The organism is Mangrovibacillus cuniculi, assembly GCF_015482585.1.
Lineage (GTDB): Bacteria > Bacillota > Bacilli > Bacillales > R1DC41 > Mangrovibacillus > Mangrovibacillus cuniculi.
This window is the reverse complement of record NZ_CP049742.1, coordinates 144,647-166,208: the sequence shown is the minus strand read 5'-3', so window position 1 is coordinate 166,208 and position 21,562 is coordinate 144,647. Positions and strand designations below refer to the sequence as shown.

At 39.4% G+C, this 21,562-nt stretch carries 24 protein-coding genes; 9 read left to right on the top strand and 15 right to left on the bottom strand.

The window, feature by feature from the left end:
- The first annotated feature begins 215 nt into the window (after nt 1-215).
- Nucleotides 216-782: a hypothetical protein gene (locus G8O30_RS00855; RefSeq protein WP_239673133.1), complete on the top strand. Its 567-nt coding sequence runs from the start codon at nt 216-218 to the stop codon at nt 780-782.
- Between the two features lie 1,017 nt (nt 783-1,799).
- On the opposite strand, the gene G8O30_RS00850 is transcribed toward G8O30_RS00855, so the two are convergent.
- Genes G8O30_RS00850 through G8O30_RS00835 form a run of 4 tightly spaced genes read right to left on the bottom strand, consistent with a single transcriptional unit; the run spans nt 1,800 to nt 4,101 of the window.
- Nucleotides 1,800-2,171: a hypothetical protein gene (locus G8O30_RS00850; RefSeq protein WP_239673132.1), complete on the bottom strand. Its 372-nt coding sequence runs from the start codon at nt 2,169-2,171 to the stop codon at nt 1,800-1,802.
- A 26-nt stretch (nt 2,172-2,197) separates the two neighbouring features.
- Nucleotides 2,198-2,464, bottom strand: coding sequence for a hypothetical protein (locus G8O30_RS00845; RefSeq protein WP_239673131.1), 267 nt, complete (start codon nt 2,462-2,464; stop codon nt 2,198-2,200).
- A 5-nt stretch (nt 2,465-2,469) separates the two neighbouring features.
- Nucleotides 2,470-3,849, bottom strand: coding sequence for a DUF4901 domain-containing protein (locus tag G8O30_RS00840; RefSeq protein WP_239673130.1), 1,380 nt, complete (start codon nt 3,847-3,849; stop codon nt 2,470-2,472).
- A gap of 15 nt (nt 3,850-3,864) precedes the next feature.
- The gene (locus G8O30_RS00835) at nt 3,865-4,101 is read right to left on the bottom strand and encodes a hypothetical protein (RefSeq protein ID WP_239673129.1); all 237 of its coding nucleotides are present in this window, start codon (nt 4,099-4,101) and stop codon (nt 3,865-3,867) included.
- Nucleotides 4,102-4,262: 161 nt separating this feature from the next.
- On the opposite strand from G8O30_RS00835, the gene G8O30_RS00830 reads away from it, so the two are divergent.
- From G8O30_RS00830 to G8O30_RS00815, 4 genes are all read left to right on the top strand, one after another.
- A complete protein-coding gene (locus G8O30_RS00830; RefSeq protein WP_239673128.1) occupies nt 4,263-6,131 on the top strand; it encodes a heavy metal translocating P-type ATPase in 1,869 nt (622 codons plus the stop codon).
- 220 nt (nt 6,132-6,351) lie between these two features.
- Nucleotides 6,352-6,630: a hypothetical protein gene (locus G8O30_RS00825; RefSeq protein WP_239673127.1), complete on the top strand. Its 279-nt coding sequence runs from the start codon at nt 6,352-6,354 to the stop codon at nt 6,628-6,630.
- 156 nt (nt 6,631-6,786) lie between these two features.
- Nucleotides 6,787-7,095 (top strand): hypothetical protein, encoded by a 309-nt coding sequence (locus G8O30_RS00820; RefSeq protein WP_239673126.1) that lies wholly within the window; start codon nt 6,787-6,789, stop codon nt 7,093-7,095.
- 24 nt (nt 7,096-7,119) lie between these two features.
- Nucleotides 7,120-7,266 (top strand): tRNA U-34 5-methylaminomethyl-2-thiouridine biosynthesis protein, encoded by a 147-nt coding sequence (locus G8O30_RS00815; RefSeq protein WP_239673125.1) that lies wholly within the window; start codon nt 7,120-7,122, stop codon nt 7,264-7,266.
- 76 nt (nt 7,267-7,342) lie between these two features.
- Here G8O30_RS00815 and G8O30_RS00810 read toward each other — a convergent pair whose 3' ends face one another.
- Genes G8O30_RS00810 through G8O30_RS00800 form a run of 3 tightly spaced genes read right to left on the bottom strand, consistent with a single transcriptional unit; the run spans nt 7,343 to nt 9,252 of the window.
- Complete coding sequence (locus G8O30_RS00810) at nt 7,343-7,480, bottom strand: hypothetical protein (protein ID WP_239673124.1); 138 nt, start codon at nt 7,478-7,480, stop codon at nt 7,343-7,345.
- 15 nt (nt 7,481-7,495) lie between these two features.
- Entirely contained in the window at nt 7,496-8,524 is a 1,029-nt protein-coding gene (locus G8O30_RS00805) for an ABC transporter permease (protein ID WP_239673123.1), read from the bottom strand.
- Nucleotides 8,521-9,252, bottom strand: coding sequence for an ABC transporter ATP-binding protein (locus G8O30_RS00800; RefSeq protein ID WP_239673122.1), 732 nt, complete (start codon nt 9,250-9,252; stop codon nt 8,521-8,523). Before G8O30_RS00800 ends, G8O30_RS00805 begins: the two co-directional genes overlap by 4 nt.
- Nucleotides 9,253-9,441: 189 nt before the next feature.
- Here G8O30_RS00800 and G8O30_RS00795 point away from each other — a divergent pair, with 189 nt between their 5' ends.
- Nucleotides 9,442-10,059, top strand: coding sequence for a TetR/AcrR family transcriptional regulator (locus tag G8O30_RS00795; RefSeq protein WP_239673121.1), 618 nt, complete (start codon nt 9,442-9,444; stop codon nt 10,057-10,059).
- Nucleotides 10,060-10,093: 34 nt separating this feature from the next.
- Here the strand turns inward: G8O30_RS00795 and G8O30_RS00790 are convergent, their stop codons facing one another.
- Nucleotides 10,094-12,112, bottom strand: coding sequence for a serine aminopeptidase domain-containing protein (locus tag G8O30_RS00790; protein WP_239673120.1), 2,019 nt, complete (start codon nt 12,110-12,112; stop codon nt 10,094-10,096).
- Between the two features lie 180 nt (nt 12,113-12,292).
- Complete coding sequence (locus G8O30_RS00785) at nt 12,293-12,724, bottom strand: NUDIX hydrolase (RefSeq protein ID WP_275576506.1); 432 nt, start codon at nt 12,722-12,724, stop codon at nt 12,293-12,295.
- Between the two features lie 100 nt (nt 12,725-12,824).
- Between G8O30_RS00785 and G8O30_RS00780 the strand changes: the two genes are divergently transcribed.
- Nucleotides 12,825-13,436, top strand: coding sequence for a hypothetical protein (locus G8O30_RS00780; protein WP_239673119.1), 612 nt, complete (start codon nt 12,825-12,827; stop codon nt 13,434-13,436).
- 124 nt (nt 13,437-13,560) lie between these two features.
- Here G8O30_RS00780 and G8O30_RS00775 read toward each other — a convergent pair whose 3' ends face one another.
- Nucleotides 13,561-13,821 (bottom strand): hypothetical protein, encoded by a 261-nt coding sequence (locus G8O30_RS00775; RefSeq protein WP_239673118.1) that lies wholly within the window; start codon nt 13,819-13,821, stop codon nt 13,561-13,563.
- Entirely contained in the window at nt 13,818-14,384 is a 567-nt protein-coding gene (locus tag G8O30_RS00770) for a DUF3990 domain-containing protein (RefSeq protein ID WP_239673117.1), read from the bottom strand. Before G8O30_RS00770 ends, G8O30_RS00775 begins: the two co-directional genes overlap by 4 nt.
- Before the next feature lie 206 nt (nt 14,385-14,590).
- On the opposite strand from G8O30_RS00770, the gene G8O30_RS00765 reads away from it, so the two are divergent.
- Nucleotides 14,591-16,996, top strand: a complete 2,406-nt coding sequence (locus G8O30_RS00765; protein ID WP_239673116.1) for a penicillin acylase family protein — start codon at nt 14,591-14,593, stop codon at nt 16,994-16,996.
- A gap of 73 nt (nt 16,997-17,069) precedes the next feature.
- On the opposite strand, the gene G8O30_RS00760 is transcribed toward G8O30_RS00765, so the two are convergent.
- From G8O30_RS00760 to G8O30_RS00745, 4 genes are all read right to left on the bottom strand, one after another.
- Complete coding sequence (locus G8O30_RS00760) at nt 17,070-17,702, bottom strand: hypothetical protein (RefSeq protein ID WP_239673115.1); 633 nt, start codon at nt 17,700-17,702, stop codon at nt 17,070-17,072.
- A 19-nt stretch (nt 17,703-17,721) separates the two neighbouring features.
- Nucleotides 17,722-18,312, bottom strand: a complete 591-nt coding sequence (locus G8O30_RS00755; RefSeq protein WP_239673114.1) for a matrixin family metalloprotease — start codon at nt 18,310-18,312, stop codon at nt 17,722-17,724.
- Nucleotides 18,313-18,391: 79 nt separating this feature from the next.
- Nucleotides 18,392-18,733 carry a hypothetical protein gene (locus G8O30_RS00750; RefSeq protein ID WP_239673113.1) on the bottom strand — a complete coding sequence of 114 codons (342 nt, stop codon included), beginning with the start codon at nt 18,731-18,733 and terminating at the stop codon, nt 18,392-18,394.
- Between the two features lie 286 nt (nt 18,734-19,019).
- A complete protein-coding gene (locus G8O30_RS00745) occupies nt 19,020-20,126 on the bottom strand; it encodes an MBL fold metallo-hydrolase (protein WP_239673112.1) in 1,107 nt (368 codons plus the stop codon).
- Nucleotides 20,127-20,429: 303 nt separating this feature from the next.
- On the opposite strand from G8O30_RS00745, the gene G8O30_RS00740 reads away from it, so the two are divergent.
- A complete protein-coding gene (locus G8O30_RS00740) occupies nt 20,430-21,377 on the top strand; it encodes a zinc-dependent metalloprotease (RefSeq protein WP_239673111.1) in 948 nt (315 codons plus the stop codon).
- The last annotated feature ends 185 nt before the right edge of the window (nt 21,378-21,562 follow it).

The window sequence follows — 21,562 nt, the reverse complement described above, 5'->3', positions numbered from 1 at the left end:
TCCCACCTAATCTGATCATGTATTTATATGGAAGAAAGTTACTGAATTAGACACACTCTTTATGACAATGTTGGAACACTTCAAAAAATGTAGTTTCCGACTACGTTTGATGAAAAACTTCAAAAAATTTCTTAATAACAAGGATTCTGAAAATGTACCTGTAACTTCTACTTGGAAAAATCGTCTAGTGTAGTGATTAAATTCAAGGAGGCAACATGAAAAAACTTTTATTATTAATGCTGTTAACTCTCATTCTTACTGCATGTGGAACAACCAGCACTGGAAGTTCACAGACTCCGCCATCTGCTGAGGAACCAGTAAAAGAAGTTCGAGCGGAAGTTACGGAAGGCGATTTTATTTATCGATTAGTATCCGAAAAGAATGTATATAAAGAAGGCGAACCGTGGGAGTTTTATGCGGAGCTTGAATATGTTGGGGAGTTAGATGAGGTGGAGATTGGGCATGCCGCTTCTCCTTTTTATTTTGATATGGTGGAGACGACGAGAGGATATCAGATTGGTTATCCTATGGACGAACCATATATTGTAACGACGCTGAAGCGAAATGAACCTTACCGCGAGAATGGTTATGTGGGTGGAGGGTATTCGGAACACGATTCGGAAGAGTATGTGGAGTTTATGAAGAGTCTTATGAATGACGAGTACCCTCATGGCCATTACGTAATCAACGGCGCGACGGATTTCTATTTGCATGACGAGAGTGTCAGCGAAAAGCAGAATGTGAGATTAGAGGCAGTCGTTGAGTTTGATGTTATAAAATAAAGTGGAGCTGGAGCGCGTGGGTGCGTTCTGGCTTTTTTGTTTGGGATTGTTTTTCTTCTTTTGGCGGCTTAAGCGCTTTTGTGCATGGTTCTGACCCTTTCCCTCTGCGGCTATGGCGACTTGCCGCTAGAGTCCGTTCCTTCTCTCTGCGGCTTAAGCGCTTTTGTACACGGTTCTGACCTCTCCGCTCGGAGGCTTTGGCGACTTGCCGCTGGGATCTTTCCCTCCCTCCTGCGGCTTAAGCGCTTTTGTGCCCGGTTCTGACCTCTCCGCTCTGCGGCTTTGGCGACTTGCCGCTGGATTCCGTTCCCTCTTCCTGCGGCTTAAGCGCTTTTGTGCATGGTTCTGACCTCTTCTCTCTGCGGCTTAAGCGCTTTTGTACACGGTTCTGACCTCTCGGCTCGGCGGCTTTGGCGACTTGCCGCTAGATTCCGTTCCATCGTCCTGCGGCTTAAGCGCTTTTGTGCATAGTTCTGACCTCTCCGCTCTGCGGCTTTGGCGACTTGCCGCTGGAGTCCGTCCCCTCTTCCTGCGGCTTAAGCGCTTTTGTGCATGGTTCTGACCTCTTCTCTCTGCGGCTTTGGCGACTTGCCGCTGGAGTCCGTCCCCTCCCTCCTGCGGCTTAAGCGCTTTTGTACACGGTTCTGCCCTCTCGGCTCGGCGGCTTTGGCGACTTGCCGCTAGATTCCGTTCCCTCTTCCTGCGGCTTAAGCGCTTTTGTGCATGGTTCTGACCTCTTCTCTCTGCGGCTTTGGCGACTTGCCGCTGGAGTCCATCCCCTCCTCCTGCGGCTTAAGCGCTTTTGTGCATGGTTCTGACCTCTTCTCTCTGCGGCTTTGGCGACTTGCCGCTGGAGTCCGTCCCCTCCTCCTGCGGCTTAAGCGCTTTTGTGCCCGGTTCTGACCTCTCCGCTCTGCGGCTTAAGCGCTTTTGTACCAGGGATCGCAATCCTTCAAAGGGCGACTTCCTCCCTTTACTGCCTAAAAGTCCTCGCAAAGAATCTTCTACCATAAGTACTCAATTTGCCACATTATCAAATGGTACCGACTCTCCGTTTATTGTTGCTTCTACTCCGAAATGGTCTACTTTAGTTTTTAGTTCAAATACATGTGGGGTTGACATCTCTTCCTCGTTAAGATTAGTTTCCATAATTTCTATCACAGCTGCGTCTCCACTCTCACCTAGCTCCATCGTTACATCCCCATTAGAGCGAAAAACAACAAAGTAATTTTGTTCGCCCTTCACAATGAGTTGCAGTCGATAGTTACTGCTCATGTGACGAGATAAATCATCCGGAATTTCTTCTATTTTACTTATTCCAGGTTCATTAGAGGTACATGCCTGTAAAACCAAACTTATACATAGTACAAATAACCAGATTTTCTTCAACTTAGTTCCCCTTTAGATCAAATCTATTAAAATTTTAAATTTTTCTTCCAAGATATAAATACTATCGTTATTATGCTAAAAAAAACCGCTACTACCAGCACACTTACTACCATCCCATGAGGAGAAATTCCTCCTATAGCCACAGAGTTCTCGGTTAAAAACACCGTTTGCTCTCCCAAACCACTCGGTACATAAAACCAAGTCTTAAGTAACTCCACTCCCACGGTTCCATTAAAGAATATTACATGCAGCACCACGGAAAAAAACATTGATCTTATCACTAATTTTCTCATGTCCTTCAATCCCTTTCTGCTAAAATAAGCTCTCCAGACACAGCGTCCACGTAACGGATAGGATTTCCCGATTCCTTATCACAAAGCTTGTAAACTAGTTTGTAAGACTTCTCATCCTCATCGTAGTCAATTTTCCACTTCAGTTCGATGTCTAAGCTTTTCGAAATTCTCTCCACTGCTTCTTCCATAGATATCGGCGGATTGGTTTCTAAGGCAGCGGCAGATTTGAGGTCTATATCAATGCCACTGTAAAAATAAACTCGGCCTGTTCGTTTGTTAACATTGACACCAAGCATAGTAGGTAACTGCAAGGAAGTATTTTTTAAGAAGATTTCAAAATGAAACAGCTGTTTTTCTGTATTTATATTCTCTCGTTCCACTAATTTCAGAGTGAAATTCTCAAGTAGCTCTGGATTGATTGCTTGTATGTAATCCACGGCAAGTTGCAAACATTCTTGTGAAGATAAATCCACATTCCCATCACGCTCCATAAACCATAAGAACCCCTGCAGTTTACCTGATTTTTTATCAAACTTTGCCTTCACCGTTTCCCCTGCTCTATTATGGATGTAATCGTCAACTGAAAGTGTACCCTCCTTCTCTTCAAAGCCCGCTTTTCGCCATACGACAGCGGAGACATCTTCCATATCCCCTTCACGAATCTTTTCTAAATCAGGCGTAATACCAATCAGCTCTTCTACACTCCAGTTCATCAGCCTGTTAGTTGGCGCAGGAGGATCCACCATCACTTGAGATTCCTCTTCTATTATCTGATCCACTTTTGATCCATCAACTGGAATGGGGCGATAAAATCCATCCCACTCATACACCAACGCCAGGCGGTCCACTTCCCCTAAATGGATTACTTTTATAATAGAAGCAACGCTAAGTTTTAGTTGAATGTCCTTCTTCACCTCTGCTAGAACCTGTTCTTTCGGCGCGATATAACTCAGGATTTTCGGCTCGACTTCCAGTGGTCGATAAGATACGTCTGTCACAATGCCTTTTTTGTTTACGCGAATCGTCACGCCTGCATCCTCTATTGGGATCTCCATTATCACAGGGCAAAATTCAAGATACCCCGCTTCCTGTTTTACAAGTGTCCATCTAGACAGTTCTTCTCCATAATGCTTGTCCAAAAATGCCTTCGCAATTTCTATACGCTCTTCCAAAGAGATTTCTGGCAACTCCGAGTCATGTAGAAAAGCATGCAAAGCAAGGAGGCGTCCTTCTGAATCTAATCGAACGGATACCCCTTCCTCCATCCCCTCTTCCCAAACAAAGTAGGCTTCTTTATCTTCAAAGTAATCTTCTATGGTTAAAGGTAAGTGCGAAGGTACGTCGAAAACGGAAGTGGCAATTTCCTTTAGTTTTGTGTGGTCCATTTTTATTCGCTCCAATCAGTTAAAAAAAGTTTCCAATAAAACAACTGTCCCCAACAGTCCTAGATACATCATCGCATGATAACGAAACGCCACTTTCCTATTCAACCACCCTATCTTCTTTGCTAATAAGTCAACGATTGCCATAGCTGCGAGCACGCCTCCAATCACCCAAATAGTGGAGAGACCTACCTGAAAAAGAAGTCCAGCTACTAAGCTACAAACAATGATTAGGATAGGATTTTTTATCTTCACTGTTATACACCTCCATCCTATATTTTACAGTAAATATTCACCTAGATGTGTGTAAATGGATAAGATGCTACAAAATAGTGGAGCATTATTTTCGACGGTGGCATACTATTAGATTATAATTATTATAATTTAATATATATTTTAATAAGGAGGTCTTTACTATGCCCTTTCAACTTTCGTTATGGAAAGATACGTTGCATCAACATGTGGAATTGATATTAGCAATACTCTCTGGCTTTTTGTTAATCGGTGCATTTATTTTAGAACAAAATCAGCTGGAGTCTGCTGCTGTAACTCTGTTTCTCCTCGCATATGTTATTGGGGGGTTCTTTAAAGCCAAAGAAGGTATTGAAGATTCCATAGAGACAAAATCTTTCAATGTAGAGTTGTTGATGGTACTGGCTGCAGTTGGAGCTGGTATTATCGGCTACTGGTTTGAAGGTGCCATGTTAATTTTTATCTTCGCGTTGAGTGGAGCACTGGAGACCTATACGCTTCAGAAAAGCACGAAAGAGTTGTCTTCTCTTCTTTCTATGCAACCGTCAGAAGCAATCGTGGTAAAAGGAGAGCATCATGAACTTGTTCCAATTGAGTTAATCGCTGTTGGAGAACAGATTTTTGTGAAGCCCGGTGAAAAAATAGCTCTAGATGGAAGGGTGGTAAACGGGACTTCCACAGTTGATCAAGCAGCGATTACTGGTGAATCTTTACTCGTTACAAAGTCTATTGGTGAGCAAGTTTACGCAGGGTCCATTAATATGTCAGGAGCAATAACCGTAGAAGTGACGGCTGGGCACGAACATACCCTAGCTAGTCAGATGATTACTTTGGTGCAAGAAGCACAAAAAGCAAAAGCACCTTCTCAACTTTTCCTCGAAAAGTTTGAAAAAGTCTATGTTCAGATTGTGCTTTGGGCCGTTACTGTCATGATTTTCTTACCGGTTCTCTTGTTTGATTGGAGTTTAACAGAGTCGTTTTATCGCGCAATGATTTTGTTAGTAGTGGCTTCTCCTTGTGCGCTCGTAGCCTCCATTACTCCAGCCACACTTGCGGCTATCTCCAAGAGTGCACGTGAGGGAGTTCTTGTGAAAGGTGGAGACCACTTTGAGCATCTTGCCTTTGCAAAAGTGATGGCGTTTGATAAGACCGGGACGTTAACAAAAGGAGAACTACGTGTAACAGATTATCAATCACCTGCTGGTATGGAAGATAATGATTTTCTCAGATTGCTAGGCAGTATGGAGAAAAGCTCCGCTCACCCCTTAGCTGCAGCAATTACTTCTTTTATGGAAAAAGAAAGAGGTTTAATTTTACGTACGGTAGACACAACAGAGTATCCTGGGGAAGGGATTAGCGCTTCTGTAAATCATGTGAGCTGGAACGTCGGAAATGCTTCGTTCACAGGTGCCACTGTTACACCTACTATTCAAGAATTTATGGATAACGGGAAGACGGTAGTTTTCGCGAAAAGTGATCAAGGACAGGAAGGATATCTGGTGTTACAAGACACTATTCGTCCTGAGGCATCCTCCTTTATTACTAGTTTAAAAGAAGATGGGATTTATACGGTAATGATTACGGGAGATACGCACCATACCAGTGCATCTGTTGCAAAGCTTTGTAACGTTGATGAGTTTCACGCTGCTTGTTTGCCGGTGAAAAAAGTAAAGATTTTAGAGAGGTTACGTTCTACCTATACACATACTGTCATGGTTGGTGATGGAATGAACGATGGTCCTGCTCTCGCAACAGCTAAAGTGGGCATCGCGATGGGTACGGGAACGGATTTAGCGATTGAGACCGCCGATATCATTTTAACAAGAAATTCTTTGAAAGCTATTGGTAGCACGTTGAAAACTGCTAAGAAACTGAAGAAGATTATTCTTCAAAATATCGTCTTCTCTATTTCCGTTATCTTTCTACTGATCCTTTCTAATTACCTTCAAATCATTGATATTCCGTTAGGTGTCATTGGTCATGAAGGAAGTACGATTCTTGTTATTTTGAATAGCTTGCGGATGTTGAAGTAATTTTTACAAAATCGTAGAAAAAGAACATATACCTTAGTTCCATTACAACTATATCCTACCTCTATAGCGCACAATTTTTATTCATTGTGTGCTTTATTTTTGTATGATTACTTAGATAAATCTTTTATTACAGATGGAATTTTATGTTAAGATAAATTAAATTAGATTTAATTTATTGCTACTTTTGTAAAATAGTTAATTTTAAAGGAAGTGCCAGCAAATGTATGTAAAGAAAAATCTACTGTTATTTCCGTTACATGGTTTCCTCTATCTTTGTTTATTCATTTCCATTTTATTGGCTGGGGAAAAAGATGGTTATCTCTTCAGTGTATCGGCTGTAATTGCCCAAACATATATTATTGGATTGTTGCCAACTATCTACCTACTAATCAAAAACCGAAAGAAACCTCTCGATAAATGGGATCTTGCTAACACACTACTGCTTCTATTTCTTCCCTACGTCATCATTGCTACCTTCATGTACATACTTTACCTATGAGAATACTGGTAAAATGCTAAAACGAAATTTTTAATTACTTCATTTTAGTGGTCTCACAATCCAGAATTTCAATCAAGTAAGATCCTGAAATGCAAATTGCTATTCTGGTAAGCTAAACAGGCATGTTTAAAATATACTAAAAGAGGAGGGCAAATAATGAAAAGAATGAAATGGTTTCCTCTTATATTTACATTATTCATACTTTCTTCATGCATCGGGCCCTACACATCAACTACTTCCGCCATCTTCATTATCGACAAAGGTCACTCTGCTGATTATGAAGAATATTGGATAAAGGCCTATGATCCAAACAATCAAGAAGAATATGAAGCAATGAAAATCATCGTGAAAGAACGGATGGCTTGGAATTTAATTGAGGTGAACAAAGAGTATTTTTCGACTTATTCTAAAAAAGGAGAAAATCCATGGATCTTAGTTAACATACAACATTTCGAGTTGGACTAAGCTCTTAGGATTATTTTAATTACTATGAAATCTATTATTCTAACAATTACTGGCGCATTTGTTGCTTGGCTTGTCATTGGGTTTGTTACAGACGACTTCGAATCCAATACGTTGGTTGTTTTTATTATTGGTCTTTTAGTAGGCTATAACATTCGAAAAAAAGGAGAATGAATACTTGAAGAGATATATTCTCCTTCTAGTAGTGAGTACCTTACTTATTGCTTAATCTAGACGACGGAATAATAGCTTACCAAGTAAGATAGGGAAATAGACAATGAACCGGAGTACTCTTTCCTTCTACTGTATCCCATTGAGCTATTTCTTCCGCTTCCATTCGTTGATTCCAGCTTGGAAATTGTCTTGAAATCAAAAAAAACCAGGCCATTGCCTGGTTTTCCTCTTACAACCTTCTAAACTTCCTCAATGCTTGCGTATTCACCATATACAATACAAGCGCATAACCGAGCAACGCTAACAAATAGATCCAAATATCTCCAATTCCATGTCCATACACCATTACTCCTTTAATCGCACTCGCCCCGTAATAGATTGGCATAAGATAACATAAGTTTCCTAGATTGTACGGAATTAAATCTAACGGAATTAATCCAGAGAAAAACACCTGCGGGATGATCGTGAACGGGATCATCTGCACGACTTGTAATTCCGAATTAGAAAAAATAGAAATTGTTGCTCCAAAAGACACCGCTGTGATGGCTAATAATACCATCGTAAGCATCACCAGGCCGATGTTTCCAGCTGAAGGTAGGTCTAAAATGTAAACAGAATATAAAACAATAAAAATGGATTGGATAATAGCAAAGATTCCATAGCCTAACGTGTATCCGAGAATAACTTCTCCCCGTTTTATTGGAGACATTAATAATCTCTCTAATGTACCACCACTTCTCTCCCTTACTAATGCCATTCCGCTAATAATAAAAACTAAAAAGAACGAAAACAATGCTAAAAAGACAAACCCCAACGAGTCGAAAGTAGATTGTTCTTGATCTCCAAAAACAAAAGATGTTGTTACCTTCGCAGCTGGATTAAGTGAAGACATAGCTTCTTGTATTTCATTCGCTGCCTTTCCTCCTTTAGTGGAAGATTCAAACATCGTAATTTCCATGCCTAAATCTAATGAGTAGTTAAAAATGGCATCTACTTCTTGATGCTCCTCTAAATATGTTTTTGGATTTTCAACATCTTCACTTGATAAGTCTTTCATTTTTAGTTCTTGTTCCTCTAATGCATCCACTATTTTAGTCGGTATACTAGTTGGATCTACTCCGACTGTTGGTACATAATCAGAATTGCCTAATAAAAAGTAGACTAATGTTAAAATTAAAAGTGGCGCAAATAGAATCATCATCACACTGCGCTTGTCATTCCATGTTTGACGGAACACTCGTTTAGCTAAGTGCATCATTTCGCCTCACCTCCTTGAACATTTCCAGCAGCTTGAATAAATAATTCCTCTACTCTCCCACTCTCTGTTTTCTCTAACAATTTTTGCACTTCATCATACTGAATTAACTCTCCGTTATAAATCAAAGCTGCTTTGTCACACTCACTTACCTCGTCCATTACATGCGTAGAAACTACAATTGTTGTACCTTCTCGTTTAATTTTTTGAAACTGTTCCCAAATGGATCTTCGTAACACAGGATCTATCCCGACAGTTGGCTCATCTAAAAACAAAACAGATGGAGAATGTAAAATGGAAGCAGCTAACGAAAGTCGCTTCTTCATTCCTCCTGAAAAATTTCTCACGTGTTTCTGACGATGGTCCGTCAATTCCACAATCTCTAAAACCTCTTCTATTCTCGAAGCCAATTCCTTTTTATTCATTTGGTACAAACCACCGAAAAATTCTAAATTTGCCTCTGCTGATAAGTCATCATAAAGAGCATCATTTTGAGGCATGAATCCAACTTTAGAAAGCATGCTTCTATTCGGCATCTTTACTTCATCAAACTGAACCGAACCTTGATCGGCAGAGATTGCTCCAATCATTAGTCGAATTAACGTTGTTTTCCCTGAACCTGACGGACCTAACAAGCAGCAAATCTCTCCTGAAGGAATAACCAAAGAGATATCTTTAATCACTGCTTTTTTCTCAAAGCTTTTATGGACTTTTTTTAACTGGATATCCACACTACCGCCTCCTAAGTCATATAGAACATCATTCATGTTTCCCTTATAATAGAAAACAACATGTTGTTCATTTCCTATAAAGAGTATATTAGAGGAGTATACATCCTTCCATAATCAAAAATGTTGATACTGTTGGTTAAACGACACTTATATAAAAGGTGTTCAAAAAAATTTAAGGGAGGCTGTTCAGTGAGCGATATTGGAGCAGATTTGCGTGTAGTACGAACAAAAGAAGCGATAAAAACTGCTTTTATTGAATTAGCGGAAGAAAAGGGATTCGAAGCGACGTCAGTCAAAGATATAACGACGAAAGCTATGATTAACCGTGGGACATTTTATAGTCATTATCAAGATAAATACGATTTGATGACGAAATGTGAAGAAGAGTTAGTTAAAGAGTTGGAGAATAAAATCATTCAAAAAATGCCTCTTGTGATTGCTAATATGGAGACAAATAATTCTGATACACTACCTTTTGCACTCCTTGTTCCGTTCTTTGCTTTTTTACAACAAAATAAAAGATTAGTCCGGATATTATTAGGGCCAAAAGGTGATCTTTCTTTTCATACAAAGTTGAAGATTCTAATGACAAATGCATTATTCCAAGGTACTAGTCGCCCCATCATTAACGAGGAACACTTACTTGTGCCACGAGAATATTTTGTATCGTATGTATCGTCTGCTCACTTAGGAGTGATACAGGAGTGGGTACATAGTGATCGAGCAGAACCACCTGAGGAGATTGCTAGAATTATTGCAACAATGACAATTAATGGGCCGTTTTTTGCGGCTGGATTGAAGAAATAGATAAGAGACCTGCACTTGACAGGTCTCCAAGTTCTTAAAACACCGTATACAAAGTCGTGTTCGCAACAGTTATTGTCGTCATCAATAAAGTATTCACAAACGTTCCAACATACACGTTACCTGTCTTCAGGTAGAAGTAACGGTTAATGATAGAAGCTACTAACAGCACTGGCACTAGTCCGATCACGATGATGGAAGATAACGATTCTCCTGGATATCCCGCTGTTCCTGTTGTAAACAGTAATCCGTAGTGATAACCAAGGTACAGAAGTAATCCTCCTATAAAGTGTAATGCTGCCACCACATATCCTTTTGCTCCGTTGTATTTTTCTCCCGAAGTGTTCATGTTCACCGATAATCCGACCACAAAATAGTACAAGAAGAACAACGGTGCGTATTTTAGCACAGCTACCACATGATGAACTTCAAATGTTTTTACTGCCAATGTCCATAGACGGAAATCTGTTTTAAATACAGCGTCTACTAGGAAAAGTAGTGCATAACCAATAACAAGTGCAGACACTGCCAGACCAAGTGACGCGACGACGGACTGGACACTTGTTGTCACCCCATAATTTTTAATGGTTGCGCCGTTCGCCTTTTTCGATACGAAGTGATAGCACACCATGATCATCAGCGTGACGATGGATACATTGATTGCCCAATACGCAATTGGGTTAACCGTTGGAGCTCCAAAGAACGCGGTTGTTTCTAAGAAAGTTGCTTGGTTTTTCAAGTAGAAGAACTGCACCACGCTCAACACGACCATGATGCTCGCGCAAATCCTAATTTTCTTTTCTGTCGCTTTCCTATAAGTTTGGATAAGTATTCCTAACGATAAGACAAACACTATCATACTCGCTTGTAGCAATAGTCTCATGCCAGATTCATCGCCACTGTACAACGCTGGGAAGAATAGCGCTGGATACAGTCCACCGAATACTAGCAGCAATAGTCTTGCCAGTTTTGCTCCGTTTGTCTTTGGCTCTGATAAAGCTTTTGGCTTTTCTGTAAAAGATTTCTGGAAAAATGGCACTTTTGATAGCAACCTGATTAACGGTAAGAATGATAGGAAGAAACCAACTAGTGCAACAAACGAGAACCATTCTTTCCACATCCACGTTTGGCCGTCTGTCCCTACTTTGACCAAGTCTCCGTAGTCCGCAAATGCCATATCATAAAAATCGATCGCGTGACCTGTGGATGTTTTCGAGAAATGATTCCACGGGTGTGTCTCGTTTGGTTGGTAAACGATACGCTTCCCTCCATTTACGTCATACACCTCTCCAGCTGTTGCTGTTTCCGGATTACCTAAGAATCCTTTCCCTTCTTCTGTCGCTACATAATCTTTTTTCACAACAGACTTACCAGCCACTGCTGCTTCTGCGTTAAAGAAAAACTCGTCGTACTGCGCAGCAATGTTCCCTGCAAATCTTGGTCCATAAGAGTTGTTGATGTCCTCGTCCGTGAAACCAAGTACCTTCACCCATTGATAGTCAGATCCTACCGGGAGTGAAGCAAAAATTTTACGAATACCACTCTCCGCAAAGTCCAATTCGTCTAACATGACGGCATGTGTGGAAGAGAAACCTCCCATCGAGTGACCCGTTACACCAATGATACCGTTTTCATTTTTATCTTTTAAAACAAACGGTTGGTCATACATGAACTGAACCGCGTCATAGATGGCTTGTGGCCAGAAAGAGAAAAATGGAATAGGTTTCTCTCCTGTGTGTTTGGAATGTCCATGGTCGTATTGATCTAACGCCAGGACTACATATCCTCGCTTCGACATCTCGATTGCTTGTGCGTCTTGCATTTCGCCGGAGTTCAGATATCCGTGTGTTGCAACAATCGTGGGACGAGGTGTGTCATCTGCCCCTTCTGGTTTGTACAAAAGTCCAGAAAGTTCTCCACGAGGTGTGTCAAAGTAAATGCGCGTGACGTCTACTTTTCCAAAAGAATTGTTAAAAAGTGATGCGGCAAAGCTTCCTATGAAGATGAGGAGAATGGCAAAGAGCAGCAGAAATTTGGGATTTTTGAATTTTTGCATGTGGTCCTCCTTTTTATTTTATTGGGAGTGTGTTTATGCTGGATGGAGTGGTAGATTTGAAGTGGGTATTTTGTAAGGCTTGGTTTAGTTTATTAAAGGATTATGGGTTTCATGACTTGTACTTGTAAATGGGAGCAAACAAAAAGAACTCCATAGTTTATCGGGGAGTTCTTTAATACTTCAAAATTCAACATAAAAAGGATGCATATCTTCCGTCAAACACAACTCAATCCTCTGTCTAAAGTTCTTCCACGAAACCATCTCTAAAGCTTGCTCAATACTATAAAACCCTACCTCTAAACTCTCCGGTGAAGTTGTTAGATTACCACCTACTGATTTAGCTAGAAACAACGTATTGCAAATGGAGCCTTCGACGTTTTGAAAAATCCCACAAAACTTCACAATCTCCACATCAATACCCGTCTCTTCTTTCGTCTCTCGAATGGCCGCTTCTTTAATAGATTCTCCTACTTCCACTTGTCCACCTGGCATCTCCCATCCTCTTCTTGGTCCCTTTAGTAATAGAATTTCGTTTTGTTCATTTAGAACGATGGTGGCTGCTGAAACGATGTGTTTTGGTGGTGAGTATGTACTTTCAGTGTTTTGTGTCAAAGTAATCTCCTCATTTTCATCTTAGTAATTAACCATTTTATCAAATAGAAATTATTGTTAAAATTAGTTTATCATGTCTTATTAAAAGTAGGGGGCTAACATGAAAAAGCAGCTTGTAATCTATACGTTGTTGAGTACTTCTCTAATAGCACTTTTCACCTTGTGGCTAATAACGTCAAAAGAAAAAGACCTTTATGAAGAATATCTTTCTGGTGAACTAGTAAATCAGATTGTAAGAATTTCGGTCGCACCTAGTTCTAATTTAAGTATATTGGAAGATGTATTAACTGCAGGTACAATAACAAGAACCCAAGCAGAACAGTTACAAATGAATTTTAGCTATCTTACTTTTGAAATACAAGACGTTATTCATATGGCAATTTCTATTCAAAGAACAAAAGATACTAGTAATAATGTAACATCCATTAATAGCGATTATGTATTGTTTTTCATTCAACTAGATTTCCAAGAAGATGAAATTCAATTATCAGAAGAACAACTAGCCTCGTTAAAAATAATGAATAATCTAATGGGAAAATACACGAAAGTTGTTGGAGAAAAACTTAAGTTCGTTTCAATAGACGACACGAAAGGACGTTCAGGGCATTTTTTTGATTATTACAGGGAAAAAGGTCTTGAAGACGATTATTGGCTAGAACTATTAAATGGATTTGAAAAGGTTACAGAGGAGACAGACAGCTTAGATTACTAGTCGTTTGGGGGCTAGGGGAAAAAACATTTCACTATTACATACGAAAGTTAAAGAGCGTACTGATTATAATTAAATGTAAAAAATTAGTGAGACGAGGAACCAGTCCCTCTTTCTCACCTCTGTCTCAATTTGCAAAGCTTTTATAATAAAGCTCAATAGCCTCTAGATCTTCCAGTTCTGTGAGTATAATTAATGCCCATTTTTCAGGAGAGTCGTGAAGTCCTATAGGATCTGTTAAGAGTTTATCAAGTAGTTGGGACTGATCTACAAGATTCCTTGCTTCCTCTTCATTCTTATGAAACGATTCTACTAGTGTCTCTTTCACTTTTTCTATAAGTTGATTAGCCTGAGCTTCTAAAATATCCATCGCCTCCGTTGCTATCATTCTCCAATCACCTCCATGTCTATTACTTCAAATAAATCAGCAGCTCTTTGTGTGTGGATTGCTAGTTGATTAAATGTTTCATATGCCTTAATTTTATGTGCATAGCCAGAGAATATACCACCGTCAGCAACTGGACCAAATGTAGTATCAAAGTGTCCACATAATGTTGTCGTGTTTCTACAATTAAGGATATGATCCTGCCAAACATGAGTAGGGTGTATGAAGAAATCTTGATGTATTAATTTTCCCCACTTTTCTTTATCTCTAATCTTAAAACTAATGATTACTGGTCTAAAATTTTTTCTTAGCTTTAAGAACTCTCTGGGTGTGATTTCTAACAACTGAAGAATTTCAGGCCTTGGAAGTTCGACTCTCTTTGCTCTAATTTTTGCTAATTCTGTTACTTGATCTCTATTAGTCTGTGCTAAATAAAAACCTGGTCCAAAATCTAGAGAGACTGGTGAATTGGCAAATACCCTGATGCCTTTCTTTCTAATAAAATTACCATATATATCAACTGTACCATGGTAAAATATCGCAACATCATCCAATTGAAAATCCAAACTTTAAGCCTCCAACATTATATTTTGTTAATATTTTCTATTATATCATCTACTCTAATATATTACTCTTCTTAACTTAATTAAAAGTTACATGCACAGTTATTACACTATTAATAAAAAACCAAAAGCCCTCGGAATAATGCATCTTAAAAATCATAGTATAATAGAAATAAAAATGTAAGCGTTACCAAAAAGGAGGTTAACCCATGGAACTCGTAACAAAAAGAAAATTCCCCCTATGGCCAGAAAAAAGACGTTGGAGAATTACCATCTCTATCCTTCTCTCCCTTCTATTACTCTCGGCCATCGCAACAGGCTACTTCTATTGGATCTTAAACAAAAGCCTACCGCAAACAGAAGGCACCATTGAAATTAGAGGTTTACTAGATGAAGTAAGCGTTTATCGTGATGCAGCTGGCACTCCGCACATCGAGGCCAAAAACCAGCATGATCTGTTCCTAGCGCAAGGGTATGTCACAGCACAAGATCGACTTTTTCAGATGGATTTAAGTAGAAGACAAGCTTCCGGCATGTTGAGTGAGGTGGTTGGGAAACAAGCGCTCGACCGCGATAAATTTTTCAGGACCCTAGGATTGCGAAGAGCCGCAGAGAAGTCGATGACCCTTTATTCAGAAGAAGCGAAAAGCGCTCTTGTTTCCTATGCAGAAGGCGTGAATCAATATATACAAGAAGCCAAAGTCGCTAACAAACTACCAATTGAGTTTACGATTTTAGGCTATGAACCTACCGAATGGACAGAGCTAGATTCTTTAACGATAGGAAAGTACATGGCATTTGACCTTGGTGGACATTGGGAAGGACAAGCTTTCCGTCATTACCTACTTCAAGCTTTCTCAGAAGACAAAGCTTTAGAATTGTTTCCTAGTTATCCAAAAGACGGTCCTACCGTGATCCAAGCGGTAAAGGATGCCACTATTGATATCGAGAAAAGCTTTGCTAGCGCGGTCATCCCTCATGAGTTTAACGGAAGCAACAACTGGGTGGTTAGTGGAGATAAGTCGGAATCTGGCTTTCCGATCTTAGCGGATGATCCTCACCTTGGTTTAGCTACTCCTGCTATTTGGTATGAAACACATTTGCAATCTCCTGAAATCAATGTGAGTGGCGTTATTTTCGCAGGTATTCCGGGAATTATCCTTGGACGTAACGAAACGATTTCTTGGGGCGTGACGAACGTTGGTCCAGATGTACAGGATCTTTATATTGAAAAGCGTAATCCAGAAAACAAGCATGAGTTTTTGTACAACGACACGTGGGAGCCTGCTGAAGTAATAGAAGAAACGATTGCGATAAAAGACGATGAGCCTGTGAATTATGAAGTCGTTATCACTAGACACGGTCCTATCCTTTCGGAATTTGCTCATTACGAAGAAGCAGATACGGCGCTTTCGATGAAGTGGACGGCTCTTGAGCCTTCTACGGAACTAGAAGCTGTGTTGCGATTTAGCAAAGCGACGAATTGGGATGAGTTTAAAGAAGCACTAACGTATTTCCATACGCCAGCACAGAATTTTGTCTTTGCTTCTACAGATGGAACAATTGCGTATCGTGCGAATGGATTGATTCCTATTCGTAAAAAAGGCGATAGTGTTCTTCCGGTGCCAGGGTGGACGGATGAATATGAGTGGGACGGCTATGTTCCTTGGGAAGAGCTGCCTACGATTGTGAATCCGGACAGTGGTTATATTGCCACGGCCAATAATAAAATTGTTGGTGATGAGTATCCATACCACATTTCGAATATTTGGGCACAGCCGTATCGTCAGCAACGAATTGTGGATGTGTTAGAGTCAAAAGAAAAACTAAATGCGGACGATATGATGAAGTTGCAGTTCGATCATTATAATCTTCAAGCAGAAGAGTTTACGCCGATTTTACTAGAGCATCTAGATACGTACCCATTTAGTGAAATAGATAAAGAAGCATTGAAAACCTTGGAGAATTGGAATTATACGGATGATACAGAACTAGCTGCTCCTCTCCTCTTCCATTTCTGGATGGAAGAAATAGCGAACGTTTTATTTAAAGAAGAGATTAGTGACGAGATGTTAGATCTTTTTACAGGAAAAGCTCAAGTGGTTGACCAATTGTTACGAAAGGCTCATCAAGGTGATGAGGTGATTTGGATAAAGGAAAACGGTGGTTTACCGAGTGTCCTTCAAGAATCTTTCCAAAATGCCGTCACCAGAGCAAGCAAGTTCCAAGGAGAAAACCCAATCAAGTGGAAATGGGGCGAGGTACATGCTGTCAGCTTTGATCACCCACTGTCTTCGGTAAAACCTTTACATCTCCTTTTCAACAAAGAAGGATCTATCCCAATGCGAGGTAGCCGAGTGACGGTTGGTGCCGCTGGTTGGAAGAGCGAAACGGGAAAAGTGAACCACGGAGCGTCTTGGCGAACCGTTGTGGATATGAAGAATCCATTAGAGAGCTACAATGTGGTGGGACCGGGTCAGTCGGGTCATGTGATGAGTCCTTGGTATCATGATCAGATGGAGGATTGGACTAGTGGTGCGTATCATAAGACGTTGATGAGTGATGGATACCGTGATGATGCGAAGAGGTTGGTTTTGGTACCTGGGAATGAGTAGTTGGATTTGAGACATAAAAAAAGCAGGAGCAGAAAATTTCTTATTTTTCTGCTCCTACTTTTCTGTATTGGGTTTAATTTAACTCTACTTTATACTTTTCTTCTATTTCACTATAAACCTTTTTATTTACATTTTTCAGTTCATCTTCATAGTTCTCGGTATCTTTATCAAATTGCTCATCTCTTGCTGACTTATTTTTTTCAAACGCATACTTCCCATGCACTACACCCACAGCATTATATACGCCTTCTTCTGTACGGTTAGGTGTTAAGAATAAAATATACCTCTTGTTATCTTTCATTAACTTATACCCTTCGACACTATAAGAAATCTTATTTACTTCATCAATCGCTGCATTTTCCATAATGGTTATTTCACTTTTTTTCTTCACTTCATTTCCTGTTTCATTCTTCAATACTTTTTCTACAGAAAAGTCTGATAAAGTGTAATAAATTGCAGTTTCTCCCGAGTCATCCTTGATAAATACAGGCTCACTACCAATCTTCTTTCCTATTACAACAAGTTTTGAATCTAATTCAATTTCTTTAAAATCCTCATAAATCTTCACAAATTTCACATGTGAAGTTAATTCTTGATACTTTTCTACTTTTAGACTATCTTCTCCTGAAACCAATTGGTTACTAATAGTAGTAACGGCAAATATAATGACAATTACACTAAATAATCCAGCAATCACTTTATACATATTCATAAGCTCCCTTTAATTAATAAACAGCACTGATTCCTTTAAAATCATCCGTTGTAGGACTCTTTCGATCAATAAAACCTGCACCGCCACTGAGCATAATGCTAAAAACTCCGCTTGAATCTTCATGACCAAGTCCAAGTATATGCCCCATCTCATGAGTCATCGTCTCATGTCTTCTAACTCCTGTAGATGATAGTTTCTTAAAATCTACATTATTAATAACAATCTTTCCCCTAACAACTGTACATATAGTAGGTTGTACACATCGCGACCCACTTGAATTGTATCTAAATGCTTCAGCATAATATGCACCTAAATCGGTAGTAGATGTGACGATAGTCGTCAATCTTCCATTATCACTTGAAGAATATGTGCGTGAAACTTCTACTTCCGTTGCACTATTCCATGCCGTTGCTCCCCATGTTGCGTAATGTTCATTCCCAGCATACAGTGTTGAACTATCCACATAATATTGTAAAGAAGTTGGATTCGACCACTTTGAACCATTTTTTACGTATGCAAGAGAAGTTGGGACTTCCACTACAAGACTTGCAAGAAGGACAATTATAGAAAGTAAAGCAAATTTGTTGTATTTTTTCTTTTTCAATATAACTCACACCTCTTTTAGGTTAGTTTCAGCCTATTAATATAGTATTTAGAAGGATCTAATAACACTTTTAAGAGAACTATTTTCTTATGATATAACCGATAGTTTTTTCATGGAAGATGTCTACAAACAGTATGATGTCTCCTAATTCTGGGTTACTGCTCTTAAATGTAACGGAATATAGATGATCTTTACTATACTTAGGTAAGACAACATAGGTATTATCAGGTAAATCTTCTATCCTATTTATCTCTGCCTTTTCTTTATCAACTACTTCTTCCTTCTCTTGAGCAGATAGACTGCTATATGCTATCTGTTGAATCTTATTTATCTCCTCCTGGTTGTTTCCATTGTTACACCCAGAAAAAAATAACATTACTATTAAAGAAACACTCATGAACAATATGCTTTTTAATTTCATGCTCCTATCACCCCTATTATTATTTGTGAGCAGATAGATAAATGTAACTATATACCTTTTATCTACACTTACATATCTAGGAAAATTAACAGAAAAGCACGACACCGGTACCAGGTATATTATTACTATAGTACTAAATATAGGAAAATGGTATTGGGAAAATTTCTAATTTTTACGTCATTCTACTAGGTTATAGGTATGAAGAATCACTACTAGATTTTAAGGAAAAAGTAGTGCCTCCAACCACTAAAAAAATGCTCCTAGCATTAGGAGCATTTCATCATCCTTATTTTCTTTTAGCTCTCCACCAATCATAAACTTCACTAAATCTTTCTTCTCTCAATAATACCGTCTCCCCAAGCAGAGGAATTACTAACTCCACTCCTTCTTCGTTAGCCTTAAGAATCGCTCGCTCAATTGGATCCGTCCAACTGTGGTATGACAACGTAAACGCAGCCCAATGAATCAGCATCATCGTTTTCCCTTTCACATCCAAATGCGCTTGCACAGATTCTTCTGGTCTCATATGTACCCACGACCATCGATCATCGTATTGCCCACCTTCCATCATCGTAAAGGTAAACGGACCGTATGTATCTCCAACTTGTTTAAAATGATCGTCATAGCCACCATCACCACTCGTATAAAAACGCGTCTTCTCTCCAAGGATCACCCAGCCGCCCCACAACGTGGAGTCGCGATTCCATCCTCTTCTTCCAGAGAAGTGTTTAGAAGGCGTAAGAGCTAATGTTAAACCTTCGAAATTTACTTCTTCCCACCAGTTTAATTCGGTGATTTCATGAGATGGAACACCCCATCTGATTAAATGAGATCCGACACCAAGTGGGACAAAGAAGTGTTTTACTTTGTTCTTTAGGCGTTTAATAGACGGATAATCTAGATGATCGTAGTGGTCATGTGTCAAAAGCACAGCATCGATTAATGGCATTTCTTCAATGATGTGAAGAATATCTTGGCTGTATCGCTTACTGCCAATGAAAGATACCGGGGAAGCTGTTGGTCCAAGCATTGGGTCGATGAGTAGTTTTTTATTATTGATACTAAGCAAAAAAGCAGAATGTCCGAACCAAGTGATACTGTCCTCTTCGCTTTTAATCTTCTCCCAATCCACTTTCCTCATTTCCAGTTGTTCTTTCGGAGTTCGTTCCATTGTTTTGTTCCTAGAATCTTTGATAAATGACAGTATTTCAGCTGTAGTCATTTTCATATTAGTAGCTACGGAGTTGTGAAACTTTCCGTTTTTGTAGTTAGGTAGCTTTTCGAACGCTTGTTTTTGTTCTTTGCTTGGATCCCCACCGAATGCTGGGAATGTGTTAACGAACAAGATAATACCAGCAATAAGTAAAATAATTGCTATTGCTACATATGCCATGCTATTTTCCTCCGTAATTAAGCTGCATCACTTCATATAAGTACCTGTTTTGTATTTTAATCTCTAGTTAAAAGTTTGCCAACAAATCTGACTTTACAAACATACGTATTAGAAGACACGCATTCGGTAGATAGTCGTATTACCAAATCTTTAAATCCCTGTAACGAACACTTTACAAAAAATGAGTCTATATGACCACGTTCGACATAAATTTAAGACTTATGACCTCCAGTATTTTCTACTTACTTATGATAGTTTAGTAGATGCCTAGACAGGCAAACCAAAAAATGGAGGTACATACAAGTGAAAAGAAAAGGACTTTTATCATTATCCATTATTACTGCGTTAACTGTATTACCCGCTCAGATGAGTGCATCCGAAGTGACAACTGGCGTAGATTCACTAGGTAATGTAGTGGAAATAGGACACGAATTACCAAAGGCATCTATTAAAGGAGAAGAAACGTTTTCTACAGCTTCGATTGTAGAAGCAACTACAGAAGTCGAGATTTTAGATGGCAATGGTAACAAGAAGGGCGATAAGGTTATAAAAGAAAACAAAGACATGAAAGATAAAGAGTCTAAGCAAGAAGAAAAAGAAGCAAAAAAAGAGGAAAAAAATCTACATAAACATAGTGATGACTCAGAAGAATTATTTGGAATCTTTGACTGGTTCCGTAATGGTGACGATTCTGGATCCGGCGGTGGAACTACTCCTCCAACAGAACCAACAGGAAACCGTGTAGTGACAGTGTTAATCGCTGTTGATGAAGAATACCGTGCTGCTCGTCCTGATTGGCAGACTTTCACACAGAATATTGTGGAACGAGCAGATGATGCATTTATTCGTGATCATGGAATTGACTTTGAAATTAAAGCTGTGGCTGAGTGGTCTTCTCAAGGTAATAATGCATCTGAAATACTACAGGATCTAGACAGAGATTGGAACGGTAGAGGGTATGATTTCGTTGTAGGATTCACACGTGATGCGAAGTTTAATTCTGGTGGTATTGCTTATGTATACCCTTATGCCCCAAATGGTTCAGCAATAAGCGTTAACCTTGACCAAGGTGCAGAAAATACGTGGCATGCTGCACAACACGAATTCTCTCATAACTATGGTTTAGGACACGATCCACAAGGTAGTGGCATCCGTTGCATCATGAACTATGATTATTCCTACTCGGTTGATTACTGGGATCAAGAACATGATGATGTAATTCAACAACATAAGACTTGGTTTGGGCAGTAAGAGTTTATTCTAAATGAAAATTCAAATGGGCCAGAGGGAGAAACAGATGTACATGTCTTATCCCTCTGGCCTATTTACTTCACTACTACTATCCTTTCTTCCAATACTAATTGTCTTTGTACATATTAATCCATTTACCCTTCCTTACATTTACCTCTTTAATTATCTGCACCTAGAAATAAATA

Bases quoted from the DNA above. Each gene is read 5' to 3' on its own strand.
- G8O30_RS00790 (WP_239673120.1), bottom strand. From the start codon at position 12,112: ATGCAAAAATTCAAAAATCCCAAATTTCTGCTGCTCTTTGCCATTCTC.
- G8O30_RS00845 (WP_239673131.1), bottom strand. From the start codon at position 2,464: ATGAGAAAATTAGTGATAAGATCAATGTTTTTTTCCGTGGTGCTGCAT.
- G8O30_RS00760 (WP_239673115.1), bottom strand. From the start codon at position 17,702: ATGTATAAAGTGATTGCTGGATTATTTAGTGTAATTGTCATTATATTT.
- G8O30_RS00805 (WP_239673123.1), bottom strand. From the start codon at position 8,524: ATGATGCACTTAGCTAAACGAGTGTTCCGTCAAACATGGAATGACAAG.
- G8O30_RS00775 (WP_239673118.1), bottom strand. From the start codon at position 13,821: ATGATAGCAACGGAGGCGATGGATATTTTAGAAGCTCAGGCTAATCAA.
- G8O30_RS00840 (WP_239673130.1), bottom strand. From the start codon at position 3,849: ATGGACCACACAAAACTAAAGGAAATTGCCACTTCCGTTTTCGACGTA.
- G8O30_RS00855 (WP_239673133.1), top strand. From the start codon at position 216: ATGAAAAAACTTTTATTATTAATGCTGTTAACTCTCATTCTTACTGCA.
- G8O30_RS00750 (WP_239673113.1), bottom strand. From the start codon at position 18,733: ATGAAATTAAAAAGCATATTGTTCATGAGTGTTTCTTTAATAGTAATG.
- G8O30_RS00745 (WP_239673112.1), bottom strand. From the start codon at position 20,126: ATGGCATATGTAGCAATAGCAATTATTTTACTTATTGCTGGTATTATC.
- G8O30_RS00815 (WP_239673125.1), top strand. From the start codon at position 7,120: ATGAAATCTATTATTCTAACAATTACTGGCGCATTTGTTGCTTGGCTT.
- G8O30_RS00780 (WP_239673119.1), top strand. From the start codon at position 12,825: ATGAAAAAGCAGCTTGTAATCTATACGTTGTTGAGTACTTCTCTAATA.
- G8O30_RS00830 (WP_239673128.1), top strand. From the start codon at position 4,263: ATGCCCTTTCAACTTTCGTTATGGAAAGATACGTTGCATCAACATGTG.
- G8O30_RS00810 (WP_239673124.1), bottom strand. From the start codon at position 7,480: ATGGCCTGGTTTTTTTTGATTTCAAGACAATTTCCAAGCTGGAATCAA.
- G8O30_RS00825 (WP_239673127.1), top strand. From the start codon at position 6,352: ATGTATGTAAAGAAAAATCTACTGTTATTTCCGTTACATGGTTTCCTC.
- G8O30_RS00820 (WP_239673126.1), top strand. From the start codon at position 6,787: ATGAAAAGAATGAAATGGTTTCCTCTTATATTTACATTATTCATACTT.
- G8O30_RS00765 (WP_239673116.1), top strand. From the start codon at position 14,591: ATGGAACTCGTAACAAAAAGAAAATTCCCCCTATGGCCAGAAAAAAGA.